The sequence below is a fragment of the Mucilaginibacter ginsenosidivorax genome, assembly GCF_007971525.1.
GTDB classification, from domain to species: Bacteria; Bacteroidota; Bacteroidia; order Sphingobacteriales; family Sphingobacteriaceae; genus Mucilaginibacter; species Mucilaginibacter ginsenosidivorax.
Window position 1 is genome coordinate 3,111,894 of the sequence record NZ_CP042437.1, and the last position, 18,136, is coordinate 3,130,029.

Annotated in this window: 18 protein-coding genes and 1 tRNA gene; 12 read left to right on the forward strand and 7 right to left on the reverse strand. The window is 41.7% G+C overall.

The features are described from left to right. Positions 1-3,330, reverse strand: a complete 3,330-nt coding sequence (locus tag FSB76_RS12945; protein ID WP_147053976.1) for a DUF4175 family protein — start codon at positions 3,328-3,330, stop codon at positions 1-3. Between the two features lie 256 nt (positions 3,331-3,586). Between FSB76_RS12945 and FSB76_RS12950 the strand changes: the two genes are divergently transcribed. The 3 genes from FSB76_RS12950 to FSB76_RS12960 all read left to right on the forward strand — a co-directional run bounded on the left by FSB76_RS12950 (position 3,587) and on the right by FSB76_RS12960 (position 5,997). Continuing rightward, positions 3,587-3,660 (forward strand) — tRNA-Pro (locus tag FSB76_RS12950). Positions 3,661-3,833: 173 nt separating this feature from the next. Next, positions 3,834-4,964 (forward strand): DUF1624 domain-containing protein, encoded by a 1,131-nt coding sequence (locus FSB76_RS12955; protein WP_147053977.1) that lies wholly within the window; start codon positions 3,834-3,836, stop codon positions 4,962-4,964. Between the two features lie 49 nt (positions 4,965-5,013). After that, a complete protein-coding gene (locus FSB76_RS12960) occupies positions 5,014-5,997 on the forward strand; it encodes an ankyrin repeat domain-containing protein (RefSeq protein ID WP_147053978.1) in 984 nt (327 codons plus the stop codon). 117 nt (positions 5,998-6,114) lie between these two features. Here the strand turns inward: FSB76_RS12960 and FSB76_RS12965 are convergent, their stop codons facing one another. Further along, positions 6,115-6,330: a histidine kinase dimerization/phospho-acceptor domain-containing protein gene (locus FSB76_RS12965; RefSeq protein ID WP_147053979.1), complete on the reverse strand. Its 216-nt coding sequence runs from the start codon at positions 6,328-6,330 to the stop codon at positions 6,115-6,117. A gap of 222 nt (positions 6,331-6,552) precedes the next feature. Here FSB76_RS12965 and FSB76_RS12970 point away from each other — a divergent pair, with 222 nt between their 5' ends. From FSB76_RS12970 to FSB76_RS32485, 5 genes are all read left to right on the forward strand, one after another. Beyond that, positions 6,553-6,966: a hypothetical protein gene (locus FSB76_RS12970; protein WP_147053980.1), complete on the forward strand. Its 414-nt coding sequence runs from the start codon at positions 6,553-6,555 to the stop codon at positions 6,964-6,966. Between the two features lie 273 nt (positions 6,967-7,239). Further along, positions 7,240-7,800 carry a helix-turn-helix domain-containing protein gene (locus tag FSB76_RS12975; RefSeq protein ID WP_147053981.1) on the forward strand — a complete coding sequence of 187 codons (561 nt, stop codon included), beginning with the start codon at positions 7,240-7,242 and terminating at the stop codon, positions 7,798-7,800. Positions 7,801-7,886: 86 nt separating this feature from the next. Then, complete coding sequence (locus FSB76_RS12980) at positions 7,887-8,624, forward strand: heavy-metal-associated domain-containing protein (protein WP_147053982.1); 738 nt, start codon at positions 7,887-7,889, stop codon at positions 8,622-8,624. Between the two features lie 30 nt (positions 8,625-8,654). Beyond that, positions 8,655-8,966, forward strand: coding sequence for a hypothetical protein (locus FSB76_RS12985; protein WP_147053983.1), 312 nt, complete (start codon positions 8,655-8,657; stop codon positions 8,964-8,966). Positions 8,967-9,156: 190 nt separating this feature from the next. Further along, positions 9,157-9,840: a diguanylate cyclase gene (locus tag FSB76_RS32485; RefSeq protein ID WP_225976499.1), complete on the forward strand. Its 684-nt coding sequence runs from the start codon at positions 9,157-9,159 to the stop codon at positions 9,838-9,840. A gap of 181 nt (positions 9,841-10,021) precedes the next feature. Here the strand turns inward: FSB76_RS32485 and FSB76_RS12995 are convergent, their stop codons facing one another. Next, positions 10,022-10,252 carry a hypothetical protein gene (locus FSB76_RS12995; protein ID WP_090652238.1) on the reverse strand — a complete coding sequence of 77 codons (231 nt, stop codon included), beginning with the start codon at positions 10,250-10,252 and terminating at the stop codon, positions 10,022-10,024. Between the two features lie 131 nt (positions 10,253-10,383). Next, positions 10,384-10,749 carry a response regulator gene (locus FSB76_RS13000; RefSeq protein ID WP_158642896.1) on the reverse strand — a complete coding sequence of 122 codons (366 nt, stop codon included), beginning with the start codon at positions 10,747-10,749 and terminating at the stop codon, positions 10,384-10,386. A 204-nt stretch (positions 10,750-10,953) separates the two neighbouring features. On the opposite strand from FSB76_RS13000, the gene FSB76_RS13005 reads away from it, so the two are divergent. Beyond that, positions 10,954-11,964 carry a LacI family DNA-binding transcriptional regulator gene (locus FSB76_RS13005; RefSeq protein ID WP_147053985.1) on the forward strand — a complete coding sequence of 337 codons (1,011 nt, stop codon included), beginning with the start codon at positions 10,954-10,956 and terminating at the stop codon, positions 11,962-11,964. 149 nt (positions 11,965-12,113) lie between these two features. Here FSB76_RS13005 and FSB76_RS13010 read toward each other — a convergent pair whose 3' ends face one another. Beyond that, the gene (locus tag FSB76_RS13010; RefSeq protein WP_147053986.1) at positions 12,114-12,743 is read right to left on the reverse strand and encodes an NAD(P)H-dependent oxidoreductase; all 630 of its coding nucleotides are present in this window, start codon (positions 12,741-12,743) and stop codon (positions 12,114-12,116) included. A 68-nt stretch (positions 12,744-12,811) separates the two neighbouring features. Beyond that, positions 12,812-15,061 carry a transglycosylase domain-containing protein gene (locus FSB76_RS13015; RefSeq protein ID WP_147053987.1) on the reverse strand — a complete coding sequence of 750 codons (2,250 nt, stop codon included), beginning with the start codon at positions 15,059-15,061 and terminating at the stop codon, positions 12,812-12,814. A 117-nt stretch (positions 15,062-15,178) separates the two neighbouring features. On the opposite strand from FSB76_RS13015, the gene FSB76_RS13020 reads away from it, so the two are divergent. From FSB76_RS13020 to FSB76_RS13030, 3 genes are all read left to right on the forward strand, one after another. Further along, positions 15,179-16,267, forward strand: a complete 1,089-nt coding sequence (locus FSB76_RS13020) for an Mrp/NBP35 family ATP-binding protein (protein WP_192910149.1) — start codon at positions 15,179-15,181, stop codon at positions 16,265-16,267. 148 nt (positions 16,268-16,415) lie between these two features. Continuing rightward, complete coding sequence (locus FSB76_RS13025) at positions 16,416-16,694, forward strand: NifU family protein (RefSeq protein ID WP_147053988.1); 279 nt, start codon at positions 16,416-16,418, stop codon at positions 16,692-16,694. Between the two features lie 115 nt (positions 16,695-16,809). Further along, positions 16,810-17,436, forward strand: a complete 627-nt coding sequence (locus tag FSB76_RS13030) for a hypothetical protein (RefSeq protein WP_147053989.1) — start codon at positions 16,810-16,812, stop codon at positions 17,434-17,436. 120 nt (positions 17,437-17,556) lie between these two features. Here the strand turns inward: FSB76_RS13030 and def are convergent, their stop codons facing one another. Continuing rightward, positions 17,557-18,129 carry a peptide deformylase gene (def, locus tag FSB76_RS13035; protein WP_147053990.1) on the reverse strand — a complete coding sequence of 191 codons (573 nt, stop codon included), beginning with the start codon at positions 18,127-18,129 and terminating at the stop codon, positions 17,557-17,559. Between the last annotated feature and the right edge of the window lie 7 nt (positions 18,130-18,136).

Consider the following 18,136-nt stretch of genomic DNA (forward strand, 5'->3'; position numbering starts at 1 on the left):
TTATTTGGCATTAAGTTGATCAAAGTAAGATTTAATTTTTTGCTTGTAATACAAATTAAGTGCCGGAGATACTGTCTTTACCTGTTCTGTCTGCTTTGCCCGTTGTTGCTGGTAACCCTGCAACGCTTTTATGTATCCCGGAGGTATATTTTTGCCGGCCTGGCTTTCCCGCTGCTGATCCTGCTCACGCTCCTGTTGCGCTTTTTCAGCTTCCAATAACCGGCTCTGTATTTGTTGTTGCCTCTTTAGCGCCTCGTCTGTAATCTTCCTGTTTACGAGATCACGCTCAGTTTGTTCCATTTCTTGCGAAATTTTATCTAAATTACCTAATTTACCCGTACCATTCTTATTTTCTTCGCGATTTATCTGCTCCAGCTGTTGCCTTATCTGCTGTTGCTGGCGTGCCATACGGGCCAGCTGTTCGCTCATGTTACCTTGCCCGGGCTGGCTTTGCCCTGGTTTATTGCCTTGCTGCTGCATTTGCTCCCGCGCTTTTTGCATGTTTTTGTTTAGCTGCTGCTGCATTTTATTTAGCTGCGATATGGATTGCGGCTTGCCTTTACCACCCTTGCTTTTATTCATCATTTTTTGCAGCTGATCTAACGCTTCGCTCAACATCAGGGCCAGGTTGTTCATGGATGTCATGGCAAGTTGCTGGTTGCGGTTGGCTTCCGCCGTTCGCCTATCGCCCAGGTTATCCAGGGCCTGGTCTATGCGGGAATTTATACTGCCAATTTCGGCATTAACGGTTGATTGAATTTGCGGGATTCGCCTGCTGAGCGCATACAAACTATCTTCGGCTGTTTTAAGGTTGTCTTTAATATCCTTTTGGCTTTGCGACAGCGTAATGTAAGCAGGATCGGTAGGGCTGGTACTCTTTAGTGTTTGCATCAGCTTTTCCTGGCTAAAGGAACTGTTCACCAGGTTTTTTAACAACTCGCGTAGTTGCTGTGCATCAACCGCGTTTTCTTTGCTTTCGCCTTCCTGGTCTTGTTGCTGTAGCTTGCCGGCCAAATCCCTCATTTCATCGGCCGCCTGCTTTTGCGATTTACTGGCTTTGTTTTTATCGTTTTTTTGTAAATCGCCGGCGCTTTGTTCCATTTTTTGCGCTATGCTTTGTGTTTCTTTTTCGGGATTCTGGAAATCGCTTTTGTGCTCGGCTTGTTCATTTGTTTTTTGCAAATCGTCAAATCCTTTTTTTACATCGTCAAATTCCTTTTTCAAACCGTCCTGCTCCTGTTGCAATTGTTTTTTATCGGCACCCTGTTTTTGTGTTTGTTCAGATAGCTTTTGCTGTTTATCGGCAAGCTTATTTAGCTCATCAATCTGCTGGTTTAGCTTCTGATCAAATTCAAGTTTTTTGTATAACTCCAGCATGCGGTCAAGCTCCTTTTTTAGCGACTTGTTGTCCATCTGCATTTTGGAAAGTTCATCGCGGGTGGCGTCCTTTTGTTGCTCGTTTAGCAATTGCTGCAGATTTTGTAATAGTTCCTTTGTTTTTTGGTCAAGCACGTTGTTAAACAAGTCTTCAATTTGCTTCTGTTTGGCCAGGATCTCTTCATTTTGCTGTTGGTTTTCCTGCCTGCTGTATAGGTTTTTTTTGTTATCGTCTTTTATTTCCTTAACCAAATCTTCCAGGTCTTTCCTTTTTTGCAGCAGGTCTTCTATCTGTTTTTTTTCATCAAACGAAAGACTGTTTTTGTTCAACAGCATTTGGTTTAGTTTCTGCGATTCTTTTTCAACCTGCCCGGCCAGTTTAATGGCCGATTGCATTTTTTGTTTGATGGCTTCGGTGCCGGCATTCAATTGCTGGTTTACTTCTTTGGCATCGGGCACGTGAAGTGTACGCTCAGGAGTACGGGCTTTTTTGGGTCCGTTTATACCATCGTTATCTGCCACTTCAAAAAAGTAGGTCACCTGGTCGCCCGGGTTAATGCCCATATCTTTTAAGTTCCAGAAATAAAAGAAATCTGCCTGTGTTTGTCCCATATCCGCCTCCACACGCTTTACAAACGCCTTTGTATTGCCCTTATTGCCGGATGATTGTACATTATAATGGAAATTCAAGGCCGAAAAACCATGGTCGTCCTGGATTTTTCCATTAAAATATAGTGATTTCATGCTTACCGAATCAGGTTTTTCATCAACACTGATCACCGGTGGTTCATCCAAAATTACGTTGATATGGTAGGTAGCCGAGTCGCTGTGGTTTACCTGGTTGTTTACCGGGTAAAGCCTGTAAACCGCGTTTTTGTAAACCTTTTCGTTATGTACAAATAAACCGGGGCCATTTGCCACTGCCTGGCGTGGTTCATTATTCATAAAAAACTGCAGCCCGGTTGCATATTGTGTATGTAACAGCCATTTGACTGCTGTTCCAGCTGGTATCACCAAATCGCCCGCATTTGTAAGGATTTCATTTTTTTTATGCAGATAGGCCGGGTAATTTAATGCTACATCAAAATGAAGTAAAGCCGGTTTCTGGTTTACCTTAATCTCGTACGGGGCCGATGTAAAACCGTTGCCGATAAGCCTGAATTTGGTGTTTTGCTGCAAATTTGTAAACTGATAATGAAAACGGCTGATGTTCTCTTTATCAAGCTTAAATGTATTGTTGGCGGTTTCTACATATACGTCGGCAGGTAATTTATCGCCATCCAGCTTCAAATCAAGCTTTAGGTCATCGCCTTGAACTACTGAAAGGGTTTGGTTGAGTATATTGAATTTGAAAGGGGCAGCGGGCACAAAGAACTCGTTATGCCTGATTAACCTTTTTGTGCTTTCGGTTAAAACAGATGGGGCTGCCAGGCCGATGACCAGGATAATGGCAGCCGGTACCAGGATATACTTAAGGTATTTGACATTCTCGCGGATGTTGATAGCCGATGGAAAGCTTACCGGCTTTAACGACTCAATTTTTTGATCGATACTGGCTTCGATGAGGGCGCGGTGTTTTTCGTCGTCGGCAGCCAGTTTTTTTAGTTGCAGGGTGTTCAACAATTTGTCGTTTACATCCTGAAAGTGTTTACCAATAATTGCAGCTGCCTCATCGTGTGTTAATGACCTACCTAATTTAAGCCATGACAACAGGGGGGGTAATATGAGCCAACACACCAGGGCAGCGTTGAGCAGAATAAAAAAATAAAAAAGAATAGTACGGAAGAGAATATTAAAATTACCAAAATATTCGCTCAATGTAATTATTACATAAGCGGAGAATAAACCCGCGCCTAAAAATATCAGGCCACGCAAAAAATTATTAAAATAATACTTCCTTATAAAGATATTTATCTTTTCAATGAGTAATTCATAATTTTCGGCAGAAGTCATAGTTCAGCGCTAAAATATCAAATACATAATTAAACGAAAAATATTCGTAAATTATATTTACCAGGGTGTTAAGATAAAAAATCAAACCACAATAAAAGCCATTGTTATAACATTTAATAATATAATGGCCGAAGCCCCTTACTCAAAACGGTTAAATAGGTTAAAAGTATTTTTGCACTCACAAAAAGGGTGGTGATTTGATTTACAGTTTTGAATTAAATCTGCAAGTTATATATTTGCAATCCCTACATTATTTCGGGATGTAGCGTAGCCCGGTATCGCGCCAGCATGGGGTGCTGGAGGTCGGAAGTTCGAATCTTCTCATCCCGACTTATTAAGCCTTGTTGAATTTTCAGCAAGGCTTTTTGTTTTAAATCTAGAAAGCAAAAAGCCGCAAGTTGAGATCTTATCGTAATGTGAAAAGGCTGTATTTTTTTTGACTATATGCCAGTAATTTTGCGTTCTGTTTTTCAGATATTTATGCAACTCTTAACTTGTAGCTGATGATCAATTCCGAAATATCCCCGGCAAACAGCGCGCGTATCCGATCAGTAGATTTTTTACGCGGGGCCATCATGGTACTGATGGCTATTGACCATGTTCGCGTTTATTCCGGCATGCCATCTGGTGGCGCCGATCCTGCTATTTTTTTCACCCGCTGGGTTACCCATTTTTGTGTTTCCGGCTTTGTATTTTTCGCGGGCGCAGCTGCTTTTTTATATGGGCATAAAATCAATAACCCCAATAAGCTCTCCCGCTATTTGTTTACCCGCGGTTTATTACTGGTGATTCTGGAACTTACGCTAATCCGTTTTTGCTGGTCTTTTAACCTGGATTTTAAGACTTTTATGCTGGCCGGGGTAATATGGATGCTTGGCTGGTGCATGGTGCTGTTGTCGGGAATTATCCGGTTGTCTTTTCGCGCGGTTTGGATCAGCGGATTGGTGATTATTGCCGCACAACAACTATTTGGCTTGATTCCGGCGAGTTGGACCTGGTGGGATTTTTTATATCCAAGGAGCGAAGAAGGGCCCGGTTGGATTCACGTGCTGTATGTATTGGTGCCCTGGATAGGTGTTATGATGGCGGGGTATGGTTTTGGTAAGCTATTGATTTTTGAACCGGACCGGCGCAACAAACTGTGCCTGCAAATAGGGCTTTCGGCGATAGGTTTGTTTTTAGTAGCAGGCAGTATAATTGCGGCATCGGGCCATAAAAATAATTTACCTTTTATTCTCCGGTTGCTTAGCCAGCAAAAATATCCGCCATCGCAGCTTTTTTTGCTGATGACGTTAGGGCCGCTCATAACGTTGGTACCGCTGGCAGAAAAAGCGCAAGGAGTGCTTGCACGTGTCCTGAACACTTTTGGCCGGGTACCTTTATTTTATTATATCCTGCACATCGCACTCATCCACCTGCTGGCACTGGGCCTCAATGGTATCCTTTATGGCAGTGGCCACCAGGAGTGGTATAATACCGCGCCGTTTACAAATGTACCCGAAGACTATCGCTGGGGTTTGCCATTACTTTACGCTATCTTTATTACTGCCGAGGTGGTGTTGTATTTTGCCTGTAGGCAATACAGTGTTTACAAAGCTAAACATCCCGAAAAGTTATGGCTTAAATATCTTTAAAGGGCATTGAAGTAGCAGGCAAACAATGGTTAGATAACAACAGCAACCGATGATACAACCTTATGAAATGAGCCTTGGCCTGCCCATGGAAGTGGCCAATAAAGTGATATCTACAACCGATAAAGTGTGGCAAATTTTAACGGCCAGCCGTGAAGGTAACCTGGAAGCGGTAAAACGACTGGTGGATGAGTGCCCCGAATTGATATATGCGCAATATAATTACACCCCGCCCATACATTTTGCGGCACGCGAGGGGCATACCGAATTGGTGAGGTACCTGCTTAAGCAAGGTGCCCACGACAGCAATTATAAAACTTACCCTTTTTTGGAACGCCTTGAACTTATGGCCGACAGAGGGCATGATGAGATTGTAGATTTGCTAAACGACTATGCAACACATCCCGAACGCCAAAAATATTTTGGCGATAATGGTAAGATATTTTTTAACAGGACACCATTACAACTTGAGTTTGAAAAAGCAGTTTATGACGGGGATATTGAACACACCGCCCGTATATTGAAGGATAACCCCGAGTTTGCACCGGATGAAACTTATTTTTGGGGTGAAGGAATATTAACTTTTGCAGCCAAGGTAAACAACCGGCCCATGGCAGATGTGCTCCTGAGCTATGGAGCGAAAGTTCCTGATATTTTAAAATGGACACAAAAATATTACTTCGAGCGCATAGATGGAGCAACGTATATGATGGAGAATGGGATGAGTCCCAATACCATGAGTTGGCACCATGTTACCATATTACACGATATGGCTCAAAAAGGAGATTTGGCTAAGGCCGAACTGCTGTTAAAACACGGCGCTAATATCAATGCGCTTGATGAAGAGTACCAATCAACACCACTGGGGATGGCGGCAAGGTGGGGGCATTTTGATATGGCCGGCTATTTGCTAAAACAAGGGGCCGATCCCAACAAATCCGGCGCGCCATGGTCTGCGCCGCTGGCTTGGGCCATACGTAAGGGGCATTCCGAAATAGAAGGTTTGTTAAGGCAGTACGGGGCAATTGATATATAAAATATATCCAGTTGAACTTGTAATCTGCGTCTTTGGAAAACCTTACCGGCTTACTAAAGCTTTAGTCGACTTGAAATTATCCTTGAACAACGGGCGACAGCAGATTAAAAAACGGGATCATTTTCCTTTTTGAATAACTGGATAGTCGGCCCTTGTTGTTTTATCTGTGATATTTTTAATCAGTTCGTCCAGCTCATTGGCCGAGGACATGAGATATTCAAACATCTTTTCTCTTTCGTCGTTATGTCCCGATAATTCTTTAACCAGCGGCAATAGCCCCATAATCCTGGCCAAAGGGGCGCGGACCACGTGCGACTGGATCCGTGAGATCAATTATGCACCGCCCTTTTATCAACAACCTATTTTGACTATTGGGATTGCTTAGTATGTAAAAAAACGTTAAGAAATAGTCAATTAAAGAGGCCTCTTTTTAACCAAAACGGCCTCCGCTAAACCTATGGGCAAGTTATTGCGTACAAGATAAGCAATAGTGGCTTTTTTTACAGTTTCTGAAAAAAGCCATTATAGTGATTTAACCCAACGTGTTTATTATCAATGAGTTTTTTAAACGACCCGCTATTCAAAGCTTTATTTTTTACGGATACGCCCCGGATAATATTAAAGGCCGATGCACCAAATTTCACCATATTAACCTATAACGAGGCTTATATGAAAGCAACCTATACGCATTACCGCAATATTGTCGGGTGGTATTTATGGGAGGCCTTTGACCCAAAACATGCAGGCAGCGATGGGGATAAATTTTTGCTCGATACACTTACGCGCGCAGTTGTAAACAATGAAACTATTGTAACACCGCCCTTCCACTATAATATTCCATCGGCTAATCCCGATATAATAGTTGAAAGCTGGTGGCAACTGGATATAATTCCTATTGCAGGAAAAAACAAGAAGCCTGCATTTTTATTATTAACAACAAATAACATTACCGATAAAATAATAACCTAATAAAGTAAGCCCAGGCTTAGATTACTGAATAAATAACCGCGATAAAAGGCCCGTTAGCAGTATCCGTCGATAGATTCGGGCTGTTCATCGATGCTTTTATTTATTTAATGATGGTTGTTGTATGTTAGCAGTGCAAATCGGGGCGCACGCCCTATTGTGATAAGGTTTAGGTAAAGGCCTCTGAGCTGCGAGAGCAAAGAGGCTTTTTTTATGCCTTCATTTCCCTGGTTAAAAGCCGGCCCCGATATCTTTAAATAAAGTAATTTTATCGCCATGAAGCTATATATAAAAAATATGGTGTGCAGCAGGTGCAAAATGGTTGTAAGAAGTGAGCTTGAAAAAGCAGGCCTGCAGGTACTTGGTGTTGAACTGGGCGAAGTTGAAATTAAAAACCCGCCAACAAACCTGCAGCAAATGAAACTGACAGCGTCGTTAAAGCAACTGGGGTTTGAATTAATTGACGATCAGAAAAGTCGCCTGATTGAACAAATTAAAACGACCATCATCGGGCAAGTGCATTATGCAGATGCGCCTGCGCCTTTAAAACTTTCGGCTATACTGGCAGATAAGCTTAATTACGACTATGGATATCTTAGTAACCTTTTTTCGGAAGTAGAGGGTTCAACTATCGAGAAATATTATATCAACCAAAGGACCGAAAAAGTTAAAGAGCTGTTGGTTTATAACGAGCTTAGCCTTTCGCAAATTGCTTTCCAACTGGGTTATAGCAGCGTGGCGTATTTATCGAGCCAGTTTAAACAGGTTACCGGGATGACACCATCGGCATTTAAAAAACTGCAGGGTAACAAACGAAAAAATATCGAAGACCTGTAAATATCATAAAACATAGCTATAATACCGTAAGTGCATAAACTGTCGGTGGCGGTAAATTTGTGTCAGTTAATTTATTAGCAATTATCATGACACATACCTATAATATTACCGGCATGACCTGTACCGGCTGCCGGGCTAAAGTTCAAAGCCTGTTATCGCAGGTAAATCATATTCAAAAAGTGGATATTTCCCTTGCCGAAGGAACGGCTGATATTACCATGAACCGACACGTTGCCACCGCTGATTTGCAAGAAGCACTTGCCGCCTATCCAAAATATCAGATAACGGATACTGCGCCGCATCACCCGGATACGTTAGCCATTGTTGACAATACCGGGAATAAAACCTGGCTGCAAACATACAAACCCATCCTGCTCATTTTTGGATACATTACTGTGGTCGCTTTTATAGCTGGTTATCATGCAAAAAGCTTTGATATAATGACTGCGATGCGCATTTTTATGAGCGGCTTTTTCCTGGTGTTTTCTTTTTTTAAATTACTGGATGTTGAAGGCTTTGCCGATAGTTATGCCATGTATGATGTTGTTGCCCGTAAATGGCACGGCTGGGGGCGCTTGTATGTTTTTATTGAACTGGGATTAGGCCTGGCATTCGCGTTTAATTTTACGCCATATATAGTTAATATCGTTACTATCGTAATAATGTCTATAAGTTTGATTGGCGTGTTAAAAAGCGTGGTCAGTAAGCAGCAAATCAGGTGTGCATGCCTTGGCGCGGTATTTAACCTGCCTATGAGCACGGTTACCATTATTGAAGATGGATTGATGATAGCAATGGGGGTTACTATGCTTTTGATTTTATAACTTAATAGTAAATTAAATACCGATGAAATAATGCATGGGGATAACCGGGTTAACAATATCAAGTGCGGCAGTTTTTTGTTACAAGACTACTTCCGGATTACGGGCCGGGGGCTTGTAGTTGCCGGGGAACTTGTTGACGGCACCATAAGTCCGGGCAACCTTATTTGTATTTGCCACCTGATTATTAAAGTTAAAAGCGTAGAATTCGTTAGGCGGTCAGGCGGAGAGCTTATCGGCTTGATGTTGGATATAGCCGACGATAAAGGGATAGAAATCCTGGTGGATAAACTAAAAGATGAGCTTGCTCATGAAAAACATCCTGCTTATTTAATATTAGCTTAAAATCAATCGTTTTTAATATTAATAATAGTATTTTCACGCTAATAAATCGATTTTATTGGTCGTTACCCAGGTAACGCACTTACCGGATATTAAAACCCAGGCCTTTGTTGTCATGTTTACGGGGTGACAATAATTACACGTTTAATCGCTTAAGCGATAATTAATTAAATCACCCATTATTAACCGCTATATGCATAGAGGGACAACCGATGAGCTTATCATCGCCAACAAAGAACTGGCATACCAAAATACCGAGAAAGAGAAACGCGCCGGTGAATTACTCGTGGCAAACAACGAATTAGCCTATCAAAACTCCGAAAAAGAGAAACGTGCGGCCGAACTTGCCATCGCAAATAACGAGTTAGCCTATCAAAACGCCGAAAAAGAGAAACGTGCAAACGAGTTGATTATCGCCAATAAGGAGCTGGCCTACCAAAATTCCGAGAAAGAACAAAGGGCTGCTGAATTGGTGATTGCCAACAACGAGCTCAAATTCCAAAACCAGGAAAAACAAAACCGGGCGGAGGAGTTAAATATTGCCAACCTTGAACTGGCTTTTCAAAATTCCGAGAAGGAGAACCGGGCGGCTGAATTGATCATAGCCAACGATGAACTGAAATTTCAGAACCAGGAAAAACAAAACCGCGCCGAGGAGCTGGAAACGGCGTATAACAAAATAAAAAAAACTGAAGAGTTTTTAAAAGAATACATCTTTGCGCTGGAGAAAATGATGTTTTTGACCCATCATAAAGTACGCCAACCGGTTGCCAACATTTTAGGCATTTCCCAAATTCTTAACCAGTTCTTGCGTTCGCCCGCTACCTTAAAAAAAAATGGTTGGATATATGGAGACTTCAGCCATCGCACTCGATGATTTTACAAAAGAACTAACCGTTTTTGTGAGTGAACTGGAAAAGAAGGGAAAAAGCAACGGGGGTTAAGTTATCTGTTTTACAAAACCACATTAAAAAATCCGGCGAAATAAAACTATAGCCTTTTATAAGGCGTTAATGTGCGTGCCCGCGGTAATAGCCGATAGCTCAAGCTAATGGGTGTTACATCCTAAATCTTAAGGAAACCGATCTGCCTAAAGCTTGCGCCAGTTCAGGATCAATCAGCGGGCCATTCCCCTGCTGTATCCATACACTTCGTTCATCTTTTTGAAGGGTGATTGTTTCGCCGTTAAGTAAAATTTCAAGTTCGCTGGTAGTCTTGTTTATTGGCGATGTGTTGACCTGGTAAACAAGGTCGGTATCGTTGTACGTTATTCTTAGTGGCAGTCCCATCTGTGTCTTCTCTCCGGGTAAATATACAAATCCAATAGTCCAAAAAGGCAAAAAGATGATACAATGATGGCAATCTTATGGTAAGTACCTAAGGTATAGTTCATTAAAAAATAACATAAAAATGTTGCTTGTTAAGCTGCCAGCTGGTATTCTACCTTTTCAATCAGGTTGTTGATGCCAAATGGTTTCAATAGCACATCATCGGGTGCGCCTTTTTGGTTTAGCGCTGTGCCAACATCTTCACCTGGCAGGCAGATGATTACCGGCAGGTTTTTAGTGTTCCGGTTAAGCTTTATTAACTTGCAAATCTCCAGGCTATCCAAACCCGGTAACAATACGTCCAGAATTACCAGGTCTGGATGGGAGGTCTTAATTTCGGCAAAAATATTACCGGCATCATGAAACGATACCACATCATATCCGTTGGCGGTTAAAATATAGGTCATTACCTCTATCATTAACTCGTTGTTATCAACTATCAATATTTTCTTTGCCATACTCATTTCAATCCCCTTCGGCTTAACAAGTGCAAAGCGCATGCCATTGATTAACTTACAGTTAAACCCGACTTTCGATAAGTGAAAGGTGTATAGATTATGATATAATTTTAACATATTTTACAATAATTGCCCGCAGTTTTTCGGGGCTTAATAAATGAGTTTTGTTACATTTGGCTGGATAAAAGATTTACGAGATAATAAATGGATATTGTTAATATAAAGAAACTGGCGAAGGAGCTTAATATTTCTACGTCAACTATCTCAAGGGCATTTAACGGCAGCCCTGATATTAATAAGGATACCAAAGAACGTATACTTGCCTTTGCCAAAGAGCATAATTTTTTACCCAACCATTATGCCAGTAATTTAAGGGATAAAAAAACTAAAACACTGGCCGTTATCATCCCCGAGATAGCCAACGATTTTTTTTCGCAAGCCATAAACGGGATTGAAGAGGTGGCCCGTAAAAAAGGCTTTTATATTTTACTTTACCGTACAGATGATGTTTTTGAAAAGGAAGTATCGTTTGTAAATTACCTCAATAATGGCAAGGTTGATGGCATCATCATGTCGGTATCCGGCGAGGCAAACGACCATAATTATCTGCGCCAGCTGGAGTCGAAAAATGTTCCGGTTGTGTTTTTTGATAGGGTATATGAAGATATTGATGCAGCCAAAGTAACCACCAACGACTACGATAGTAGCTTTGATGCCACAGAGCATTTGCTGCAAACCGGTTGCCGAAGGATAGCCTACCTGGTGGTAAACAAAAGTATTTCTATTGGGCAGGTGCGTATGCAGGGTTATATGGATGCACTTAAAAAGCACAATGTAGTCTTTGACGATGAACTGGTTATTGATTGCAGTAATGACGAGAAAGTAAACTACAAGATATTGACCAAGGTGTTACAGGAAATAAAGCCCGATGGGATTTTTAGCTCGGTAGAGCGTTTGGCATTTGCCACATATTACGTTTGCAATGACCTGGCGATTGACATTCCGAAGCAATTGAAAATAGTTAGTTTTTCCAGTTTGGGGATTGCCCCTTTGCTAAGCCCAGCACTATCAACCATTACCCAGCCCGCCTACGAAATGGGCATTAAGGCCGCCAACCTGCTATTTGAAGCATTGGAGCACAAGGCCGCCACAAACCATAAGCGGCATGTGGTTTTAAAATCCAAATTGTTTATCAGGAGGAGTTCTGGTGAGTAGTTGATTGGGTTAAGTGGTGAGCGGTTGATTGAGTTGGATTAAGTTGATTGAGTTAGATTAAGTTAATCGGATTAAGTCATAAACTTCATCAAGCTTTCCAAACCCTGTCACCCACTTAACCCAATCAACTTAATCAACCACTCACCAACTTAAACATGTATAAACAACTCGCTTTTAGGCCTGCGTACTTTAATCATTTTGCTGTAAACATCATCATCAGCACGGTGCCCCACAGCGGCAATAACCGATGTGGTTAAACCTAACTCTTTCAAGCCTAAAATCTCATCAAATTTGGCGGCGTCAAAACCTTCCATTGGCGCTGCATCAATACCTAATTCGGAAGCTTGGGATACTAATACGCCTAAAGCAATATACGTTTGCTTATGCGACCAGGCTAATTTTTGCTCATCTGTAAGACTGCTCAATTTACCTAAAATCATTTGCTCATAACCCGCAAGGCTTTCACGTTCAACGTTGCGGACATTGGCAACCAGGTCGATGAATTTTTTGCCAAAAGCCTCGTCCAATGACGTTAGTGAAGCAAAAACGAATAATGCAGATGAATCTGTGATTTGAGGTTGATTATAACCAGCAGCACGAAGCTTTTGCCGTGTTTCGGCATCCTGAACAACAATCACCTTGAATGACTGTAGGCCTAATGATGATGGTGCCAGTTGTATTGCGCTTTGCAATTGATCTAATTGTTCGGCTGATATTTTTTTCGAAGGGTCGAATTTTTTTACTGCAGCCCTTTTTTGTAATTGATCTATTAGTGACATGACGATTTCTAATTTTGTTACAACAAAAATAGATGTTTAAACACTTAAATGCGTCATGCTACCGTAAACTATAAATTGGCTTTGGCTTTCAGTTCGTCTTCCTTATCGCTTTCTTCTTTTTTAAGCCGCCGTTTTTCCTGGCGGATGTCTTTACGGGTTTTGCCGGCTGTATCAATATTGTCAATCCGGTTTTTATAATCCTGTTTTAGCGCTTCAATTTGCTCTTTAAGTTTTTCTTTAGCGGTTTTTTCTTTTTGTTTTTCTACCTGCTCTTTCTTTTGCTCCACGCTATCCTTTTTACCAAACAGGCGTTGAAAAAAATTGGGCTTTTTCACAGGTTCCTCAATAACAGGTAATGTTTCATTATCATCATTTCCACCCTGTTTCATCAGGCTATCTGCCTTGGCAGTATCTATAGGCGCAATTTTTTCTCTTAAGCTTTCTTTTAACCTTACGTTGTAAAAGCCATAGGCACTGGTATCGCGTGCGGTTAGGCCCTTTTCGGCCATCAGCTTACCTATCAGGTTAAAATAGCCGTGCAGGCCGGGCCTCAGGCTACCATCGGGCTGAAACGCGTATAAGCCACCTTTGGGATACGGCACTATACTAGCAAGATAAATACTCTCGCCCAGGGTAAGCTCCGATGGCGACTTGCCGAAGTAAAAGTGTGACGCCTCGTCAATTCCATATATGTTGCGGCCCCATTCAATAATATTCAGGTAAACTTCCAGCATCCGGTTTTTCGTCATGATGCGGTTGTTTTCGATGATCCAAACAATCAATATCTCCTCAATTTTACGGGCCAGGTTTTTATCCCTGTTTAAAAACGAATTTTTAACCAGCTGCATAGATATACCACTGGCGCCGCGTTTAAATTTTTTGGTTTTAAAATCAGTTGCCAATGATTTACGGAATGCTTCTTCTACAAAGCCGTGGTTTGTATAAAATGAAGGGTCTTCGGCAGTCATAACTGCGTTGCGCAGGTTAGGGGCTATTTGTTCTAATGGAGTAAACTCAGGGTTATCCGGGCCTATAAGGTGCGGCGCCTGCGGCTTGCCTTTTTCATAAGGGGTGTAAACAAACGGGCTGTTCAACTTTCCCAGGTCGGTTTTACCATACTTAATTATCCGGAAGCCATCCTTATCCAGGCGCGAATCAAATTGCAAGTCGTCTATTTTAGTTGCATCCATGTAAAAATGCATGCTATATTTTAGTTTACCGGCAACCTTAATGCCATCCAGGGCATCAAACATTCCTTGTGGAAAGGAGTCAAAAACATCTGTGGCGTTAAGCCAGTCGGTGTTCATTTTTAACTCATATATTTTGGTTGGATTGAGCGTGTATTTGATATATGGCCTGGCCACCAGGTTTTTTATATGAATTGTTGACGAACTATCGATAGATACATAATTGCTGCCCACAAACAGGTTTGCATCAATAGACGCCCTTGGAAAAATAATATCACCCGGCGATAAGCCGGGATGATTGATGAGCAGGTTACTTACCCCCCATGATCCGTAAATGCGGGTTTCGCCGCCACTATGTTCAACTTTGGTTAATTTGGTTGATATGGTATCGGCATTTATTTTAAGGTGAAGCTTTTCCTGTATAATAGGCAATTCTATTTTTTTGCCATCGGCATAAAGTTTTACATCGATGTTTTTATCCGACGGATGCATTTTACCCACAAAATGCCAGGTCGATTCGCCATTATCAACATCAATGGTTGATGTAAGGTTGCCGTCTTTTATCTGTGCAGTTTTTGCAAGTAGTTTTAGTTTAGTACTATCGTCCTTAAAACTCACCACAAAATTGCTCAATGTAAGGTTATCCGGAATTTTATATAATACCTCGTTAACCAGGTTGTTGGCCAGCACAGCTAGATCAGCTTTGGTTGTTGATGTGGTGTCGCGTTTCTTTTTAAACAAAAAATCAAAGTTTTTAACCCCTTTGATATTGGTGAGGTTAATAAAGCCATCCTGTAATAAAACGTCAGATAATTTAATATTGCCCACAATAAGTGGCAACAGCTTAACGCTCACTACAAAGTTTTTTATTCGCAGCAGGCTGTCGCGCTGCTCAGGTACTATAGTAACGTCCGAAAAAGAAACTGTTGCGGCACCGGTAAAATGAGCCGATCCGATTTTTACATCTAAATTATAATCGCGCTTTGCTTTTGCAGTAGCTTTGACAATAGCTTTTTGAAGCAGGGCTTCGCGTTTTGAATAGGCAATATAACCACCTATTAACAATATGAGGAACAGCGGGATAAGGACAAATGCGGCTATGCGTATATATTTAGGGTTAAGGCGCTTCATAAGTAAATTTTTCCAAAACTAAACTAATTCTTATCCCCTGCAAACGGTTGTTTCTGTAATTTGTTTCCTGCTTAAACACAAATCAACCACTCGTTTTCATAAATTTGCCATAATATTATGATAATCACTAAAGAACAAGTTTTACAAGCACTGGGCAATGTTGAAGAGCCAGACCTGAAAAAAGACCTGGTTACCCTCAACATGATACAGGATATACATATTGATGGCAACAAGCTTAGCTTTTCGGTAATTTTAACCACGCCGGCTTGCCCGTTAAAGGCTATGATTGAAAATGCCTGCCGCAATGCCATCAGCTATTTCGTCAGCAAAGATGTTGTGGTTGATATCAACATGACATCGCGCGTTACCACGCAAAAAAATACAGGCGTGCCAGGCGTTAAAAACATCATCGCGGTAGCATCGGGTAAAGGCGGCGTTGGTAAATCAACCGTTGCTGCAAACCTGGCCTTAGGGCTGGCAAAATCCGGCGCCAAAGTAGGATTGATTGATGCTGATATTTACGGCCCATCTGTACCTATTATGTTTGGGCTTGAAGGCGCACGCCCCCAGGCAGGCGTTGTTGACGGTAAAACCCGTATTGAACCGATTGAGAAGTATGGTATAAAGCTACTCTCAATAGGTTTTTTTACCGATCCAAACCAACCTGTGCCATGGCGCGGACCAATGGTGTCAACAGCTGTAAAACAACTGTTTAATGATGCCGACTGGGGCGAACTGGATTACCTGGTTGTAGATTTGCCGCCGGGTACGGGCGATATTCATATTACTATCACGCAAACCTTCCCGGTTACCGGAGCTGTTATAGTAACTACACCGCAAAATGTAGCTTTAGCCGATGCCCGAAAGGGGGTAGGTATGTTTATGATGCCTGCCATTAATGTGCCTATACTGGGTGTGGTAGAAAACATGTCGTACTTTACGCCGGCCGAGCTTCCGGATAATAAATATTATATTTTTGGCAAAGGCGGCGGCCAGAAGCTGGCTGCGCAACTGGATGTACCCTTTTTAGGCGAGATTCCGCTGGTAAAAAGTATCAGCGACTCGGGCGACGCAGGCACCCCGGCAATTTTGGAGGCTGATGGCGTAATGACCAAGGCATTTATTGATATGGCCCAGCGCGTAGCGCAGCAAGTAGCTATATCAAACGCGAAGGCTTTTGAAGCGAGGCTTGAGTCAGAAGCCTAAAGTTCTAAGTCTTGAGTCGGAAGTCGCAGGTCAAAAGTGTCAAACCCATACTTTTTGACTTAGAACTTAAGACTTTGGACTAACCATTTTAAGTATAAAATATATTGCAAATTATTAATAACTTTACTTTAGTTATAAATTGGTAAAAATGAGTTTATTAAGTCAGGTTGAAGCAGCTTTAGATACCATTCGTCCGTATCTGGAGGCTGATGGCGGGAATGTTTCAGTTGAAGAGATTACGCCCGAGGGTGTTGTTAAATTAAAATTATTGGGCTCATGTGGTTCATGCCCTATGAGCATCATGACCCTAAAGGCGGGCATTGAGCAAGCCATAAAAAAAGCAGTACCCGAAATTACCGGTGTTGAGGCATTAAACCTTACCGACATTGATGATCCGAACGCTGTGCTGCCCGAGAATTTGAGATAGTGTTAAGTATTGTTAAATCCTGTTTAATAATTTACTGTAATAACTATTTTTGAGCAACTTTTTGAAACCATTTGGCGTTATTAAGGTAACATACAGCAAATAGGTGTTTAGGTATATGAAGTACTTGGTTGTTATATTTTTATTATTTGCATCGGTTGCGGCATTTGCGCAAAAACACGATGACAGGCCGCTTGTGCAATTTACCGGGGTAGTGCATAATGCCGATAGTACAGATGTTATTGTGCCTTATGTATCAATTACCAATACATCGTTTCATAACCAGGTATATTTAAGTAACTACAAAGGTTATTTTTCATTTGTAGCGCATGAGCAGGATACCCTGCGCTTTACCTGCGTTGGGTATGGGCAAATACTGGTGGTTATACCATCAAACCTGAATACCAAAAGCTATACTTTGCAGGTAAATATTAAGCCGCAAATTATTAACCTGCCTACATTTCACGTATTTCCGTGGGCCACTACAGACGAGTTTAAGAAAGATTTTTTAGCTATAAAACTTGCTGATGACGATCTCGAAATCGCGCGTAAAAATATCAGCAAGGCATCATTATCAGCCTTGTATAATACCTTGCCCAGAGATGCACAGGAAATACAATCGGCAAACGCGCAATCAATGCACAATACCATCCTCAACACGCATTCACTTACCCCCAACCCATTGCTTAACCCATTAGCCTGGGGCAGCCTGATTAAGCAGATATCAGACGCGGATAGCAAGTAAGTCGTAAGTCCCGGAGTATAATGTCAAAAGGCTGCTTTGGTGCAATAAAAAAAGCCTACTGATGCAGGCTTGGTTTTATAAGATGTGTTAACTTCAGACTGAAGACTTAAAACTTCAGACTTATCTCCCCTTTTTTACAGCCGGGAATTTCATTTTGTATTCCACATTCACGGCACCTTTCGAAATATCGTTCAGTTTTTTCTCAATCAGGCGTTTGCGTAGCGGGCTTAGTTTATCAGTAAATAGTTTACCTTCAATGTGGTCATATTCATGCTGGATAACGCGGGCGGCCATGCCTTTAAAGGTTTCTTCGTAGTGTTTCCAGTTTTCATCGTAATAGGATATCTTAATAACCGGTTTACGGTAAACATCTTCGCGTATATCCGGGATGCTCAGGCAGCCTTCGTTAAAACCCCACTCTTCGCCGGTTTCTTCTATTATAGTTGCGTTTATAAATGCTTTCTTAAAGTCCTTAAGTTCAGGTTCATCATCATCAAAGGGGGTGGCATCAACTACAAACAAACGCATAGACATGCCTACCTGCGGAGCTGCCAGGCCAACGCCGCGGGCACCGTACATGGTCTCAAACATGTTATTAACCAATTCTTTAATATGTGGATATTCATCCGGCTCAATGGCTGTTGCTTTCTTTCTTAAAACAGGGTCTCCGTAAGCGATGATAGGGTACTTCATTTTGCAA

Bases quoted from the DNA above. Each gene is read 5' to 3' on its own strand.
- FSB76_RS12945 (WP_147053976.1), bottom strand. From the start codon at position 3,330: ATGACTTCTGCCGAAAATTATGAATTACTCATTGAAAAGATAAATATC.
- FSB76_RS12955 (WP_147053977.1), top strand. From the start codon at position 3,834: ATGATCAATTCCGAAATATCCCCGGCAAACAGCGCGCGTATCCGATCA.
- FSB76_RS12960 (WP_147053978.1), top strand. From the start codon at position 5,014: ATGATACAACCTTATGAAATGAGCCTTGGCCTGCCCATGGAAGTGGCC.
- FSB76_RS12970 (WP_147053980.1), top strand. From the start codon at position 6,553: ATGAGTTTTTTAAACGACCCGCTATTCAAAGCTTTATTTTTTACGGAT.
- FSB76_RS12975 (WP_147053981.1), top strand. From the start codon at position 7,240: ATGAAGCTATATATAAAAAATATGGTGTGCAGCAGGTGCAAAATGGTT.
- FSB76_RS12980 (WP_147053982.1), top strand. From the start codon at position 7,887: ATGACACATACCTATAATATTACCGGCATGACCTGTACCGGCTGCCGG.
- FSB76_RS12985 (WP_147053983.1), top strand. From the start codon at position 8,655: ATGCATGGGGATAACCGGGTTAACAATATCAAGTGCGGCAGTTTTTTG.
- FSB76_RS32485 (WP_225976499.1), top strand. From the start codon at position 9,157: ATGCATAGAGGGACAACCGATGAGCTTATCATCGCCAACAAAGAACTG.
- FSB76_RS12995 (WP_090652238.1), bottom strand. From the start codon at position 10,252: ATGGGACTGCCACTAAGAATAACGTACAACGATACCGACCTTGTTTAC.
- FSB76_RS13000 (WP_158642896.1), bottom strand. From the start codon at position 10,749: ATGGCAAAGAAAATATTGATAGTTGATAACAACGAGTTAATGATAGAG.
- FSB76_RS13005 (WP_147053985.1), top strand. From the start codon at position 10,954: ATGGATATTGTTAATATAAAGAAACTGGCGAAGGAGCTTAATATTTCT.
- FSB76_RS13010 (WP_147053986.1), bottom strand. From the start codon at position 12,743: ATGTCACTAATAGATCAATTACAAAAAAGGGCTGCAGTAAAAAAATTC.
- FSB76_RS13015 (WP_147053987.1), bottom strand. From the start codon at position 15,061: ATGAAGCGCCTTAACCCTAAATATATACGCATAGCCGCATTTGTCCTT.
- FSB76_RS13020 (WP_192910149.1), top strand. From the start codon at position 15,179: ATGATAATCACTAAAGAACAAGTTTTACAAGCACTGGGCAATGTTGAA.
- FSB76_RS13025 (WP_147053988.1), top strand. From the start codon at position 16,416: ATGAGTTTATTAAGTCAGGTTGAAGCAGCTTTAGATACCATTCGTCCG.
- FSB76_RS13030 (WP_147053989.1), top strand. From the start codon at position 16,810: ATGAAGTACTTGGTTGTTATATTTTTATTATTTGCATCGGTTGCGGCA.
- def (WP_147053990.1), bottom strand. From the start codon at position 18,129: ATGAAGTACCCTATCATCGCTTACGGAGACCCTGTTTTAAGAAAGAAA.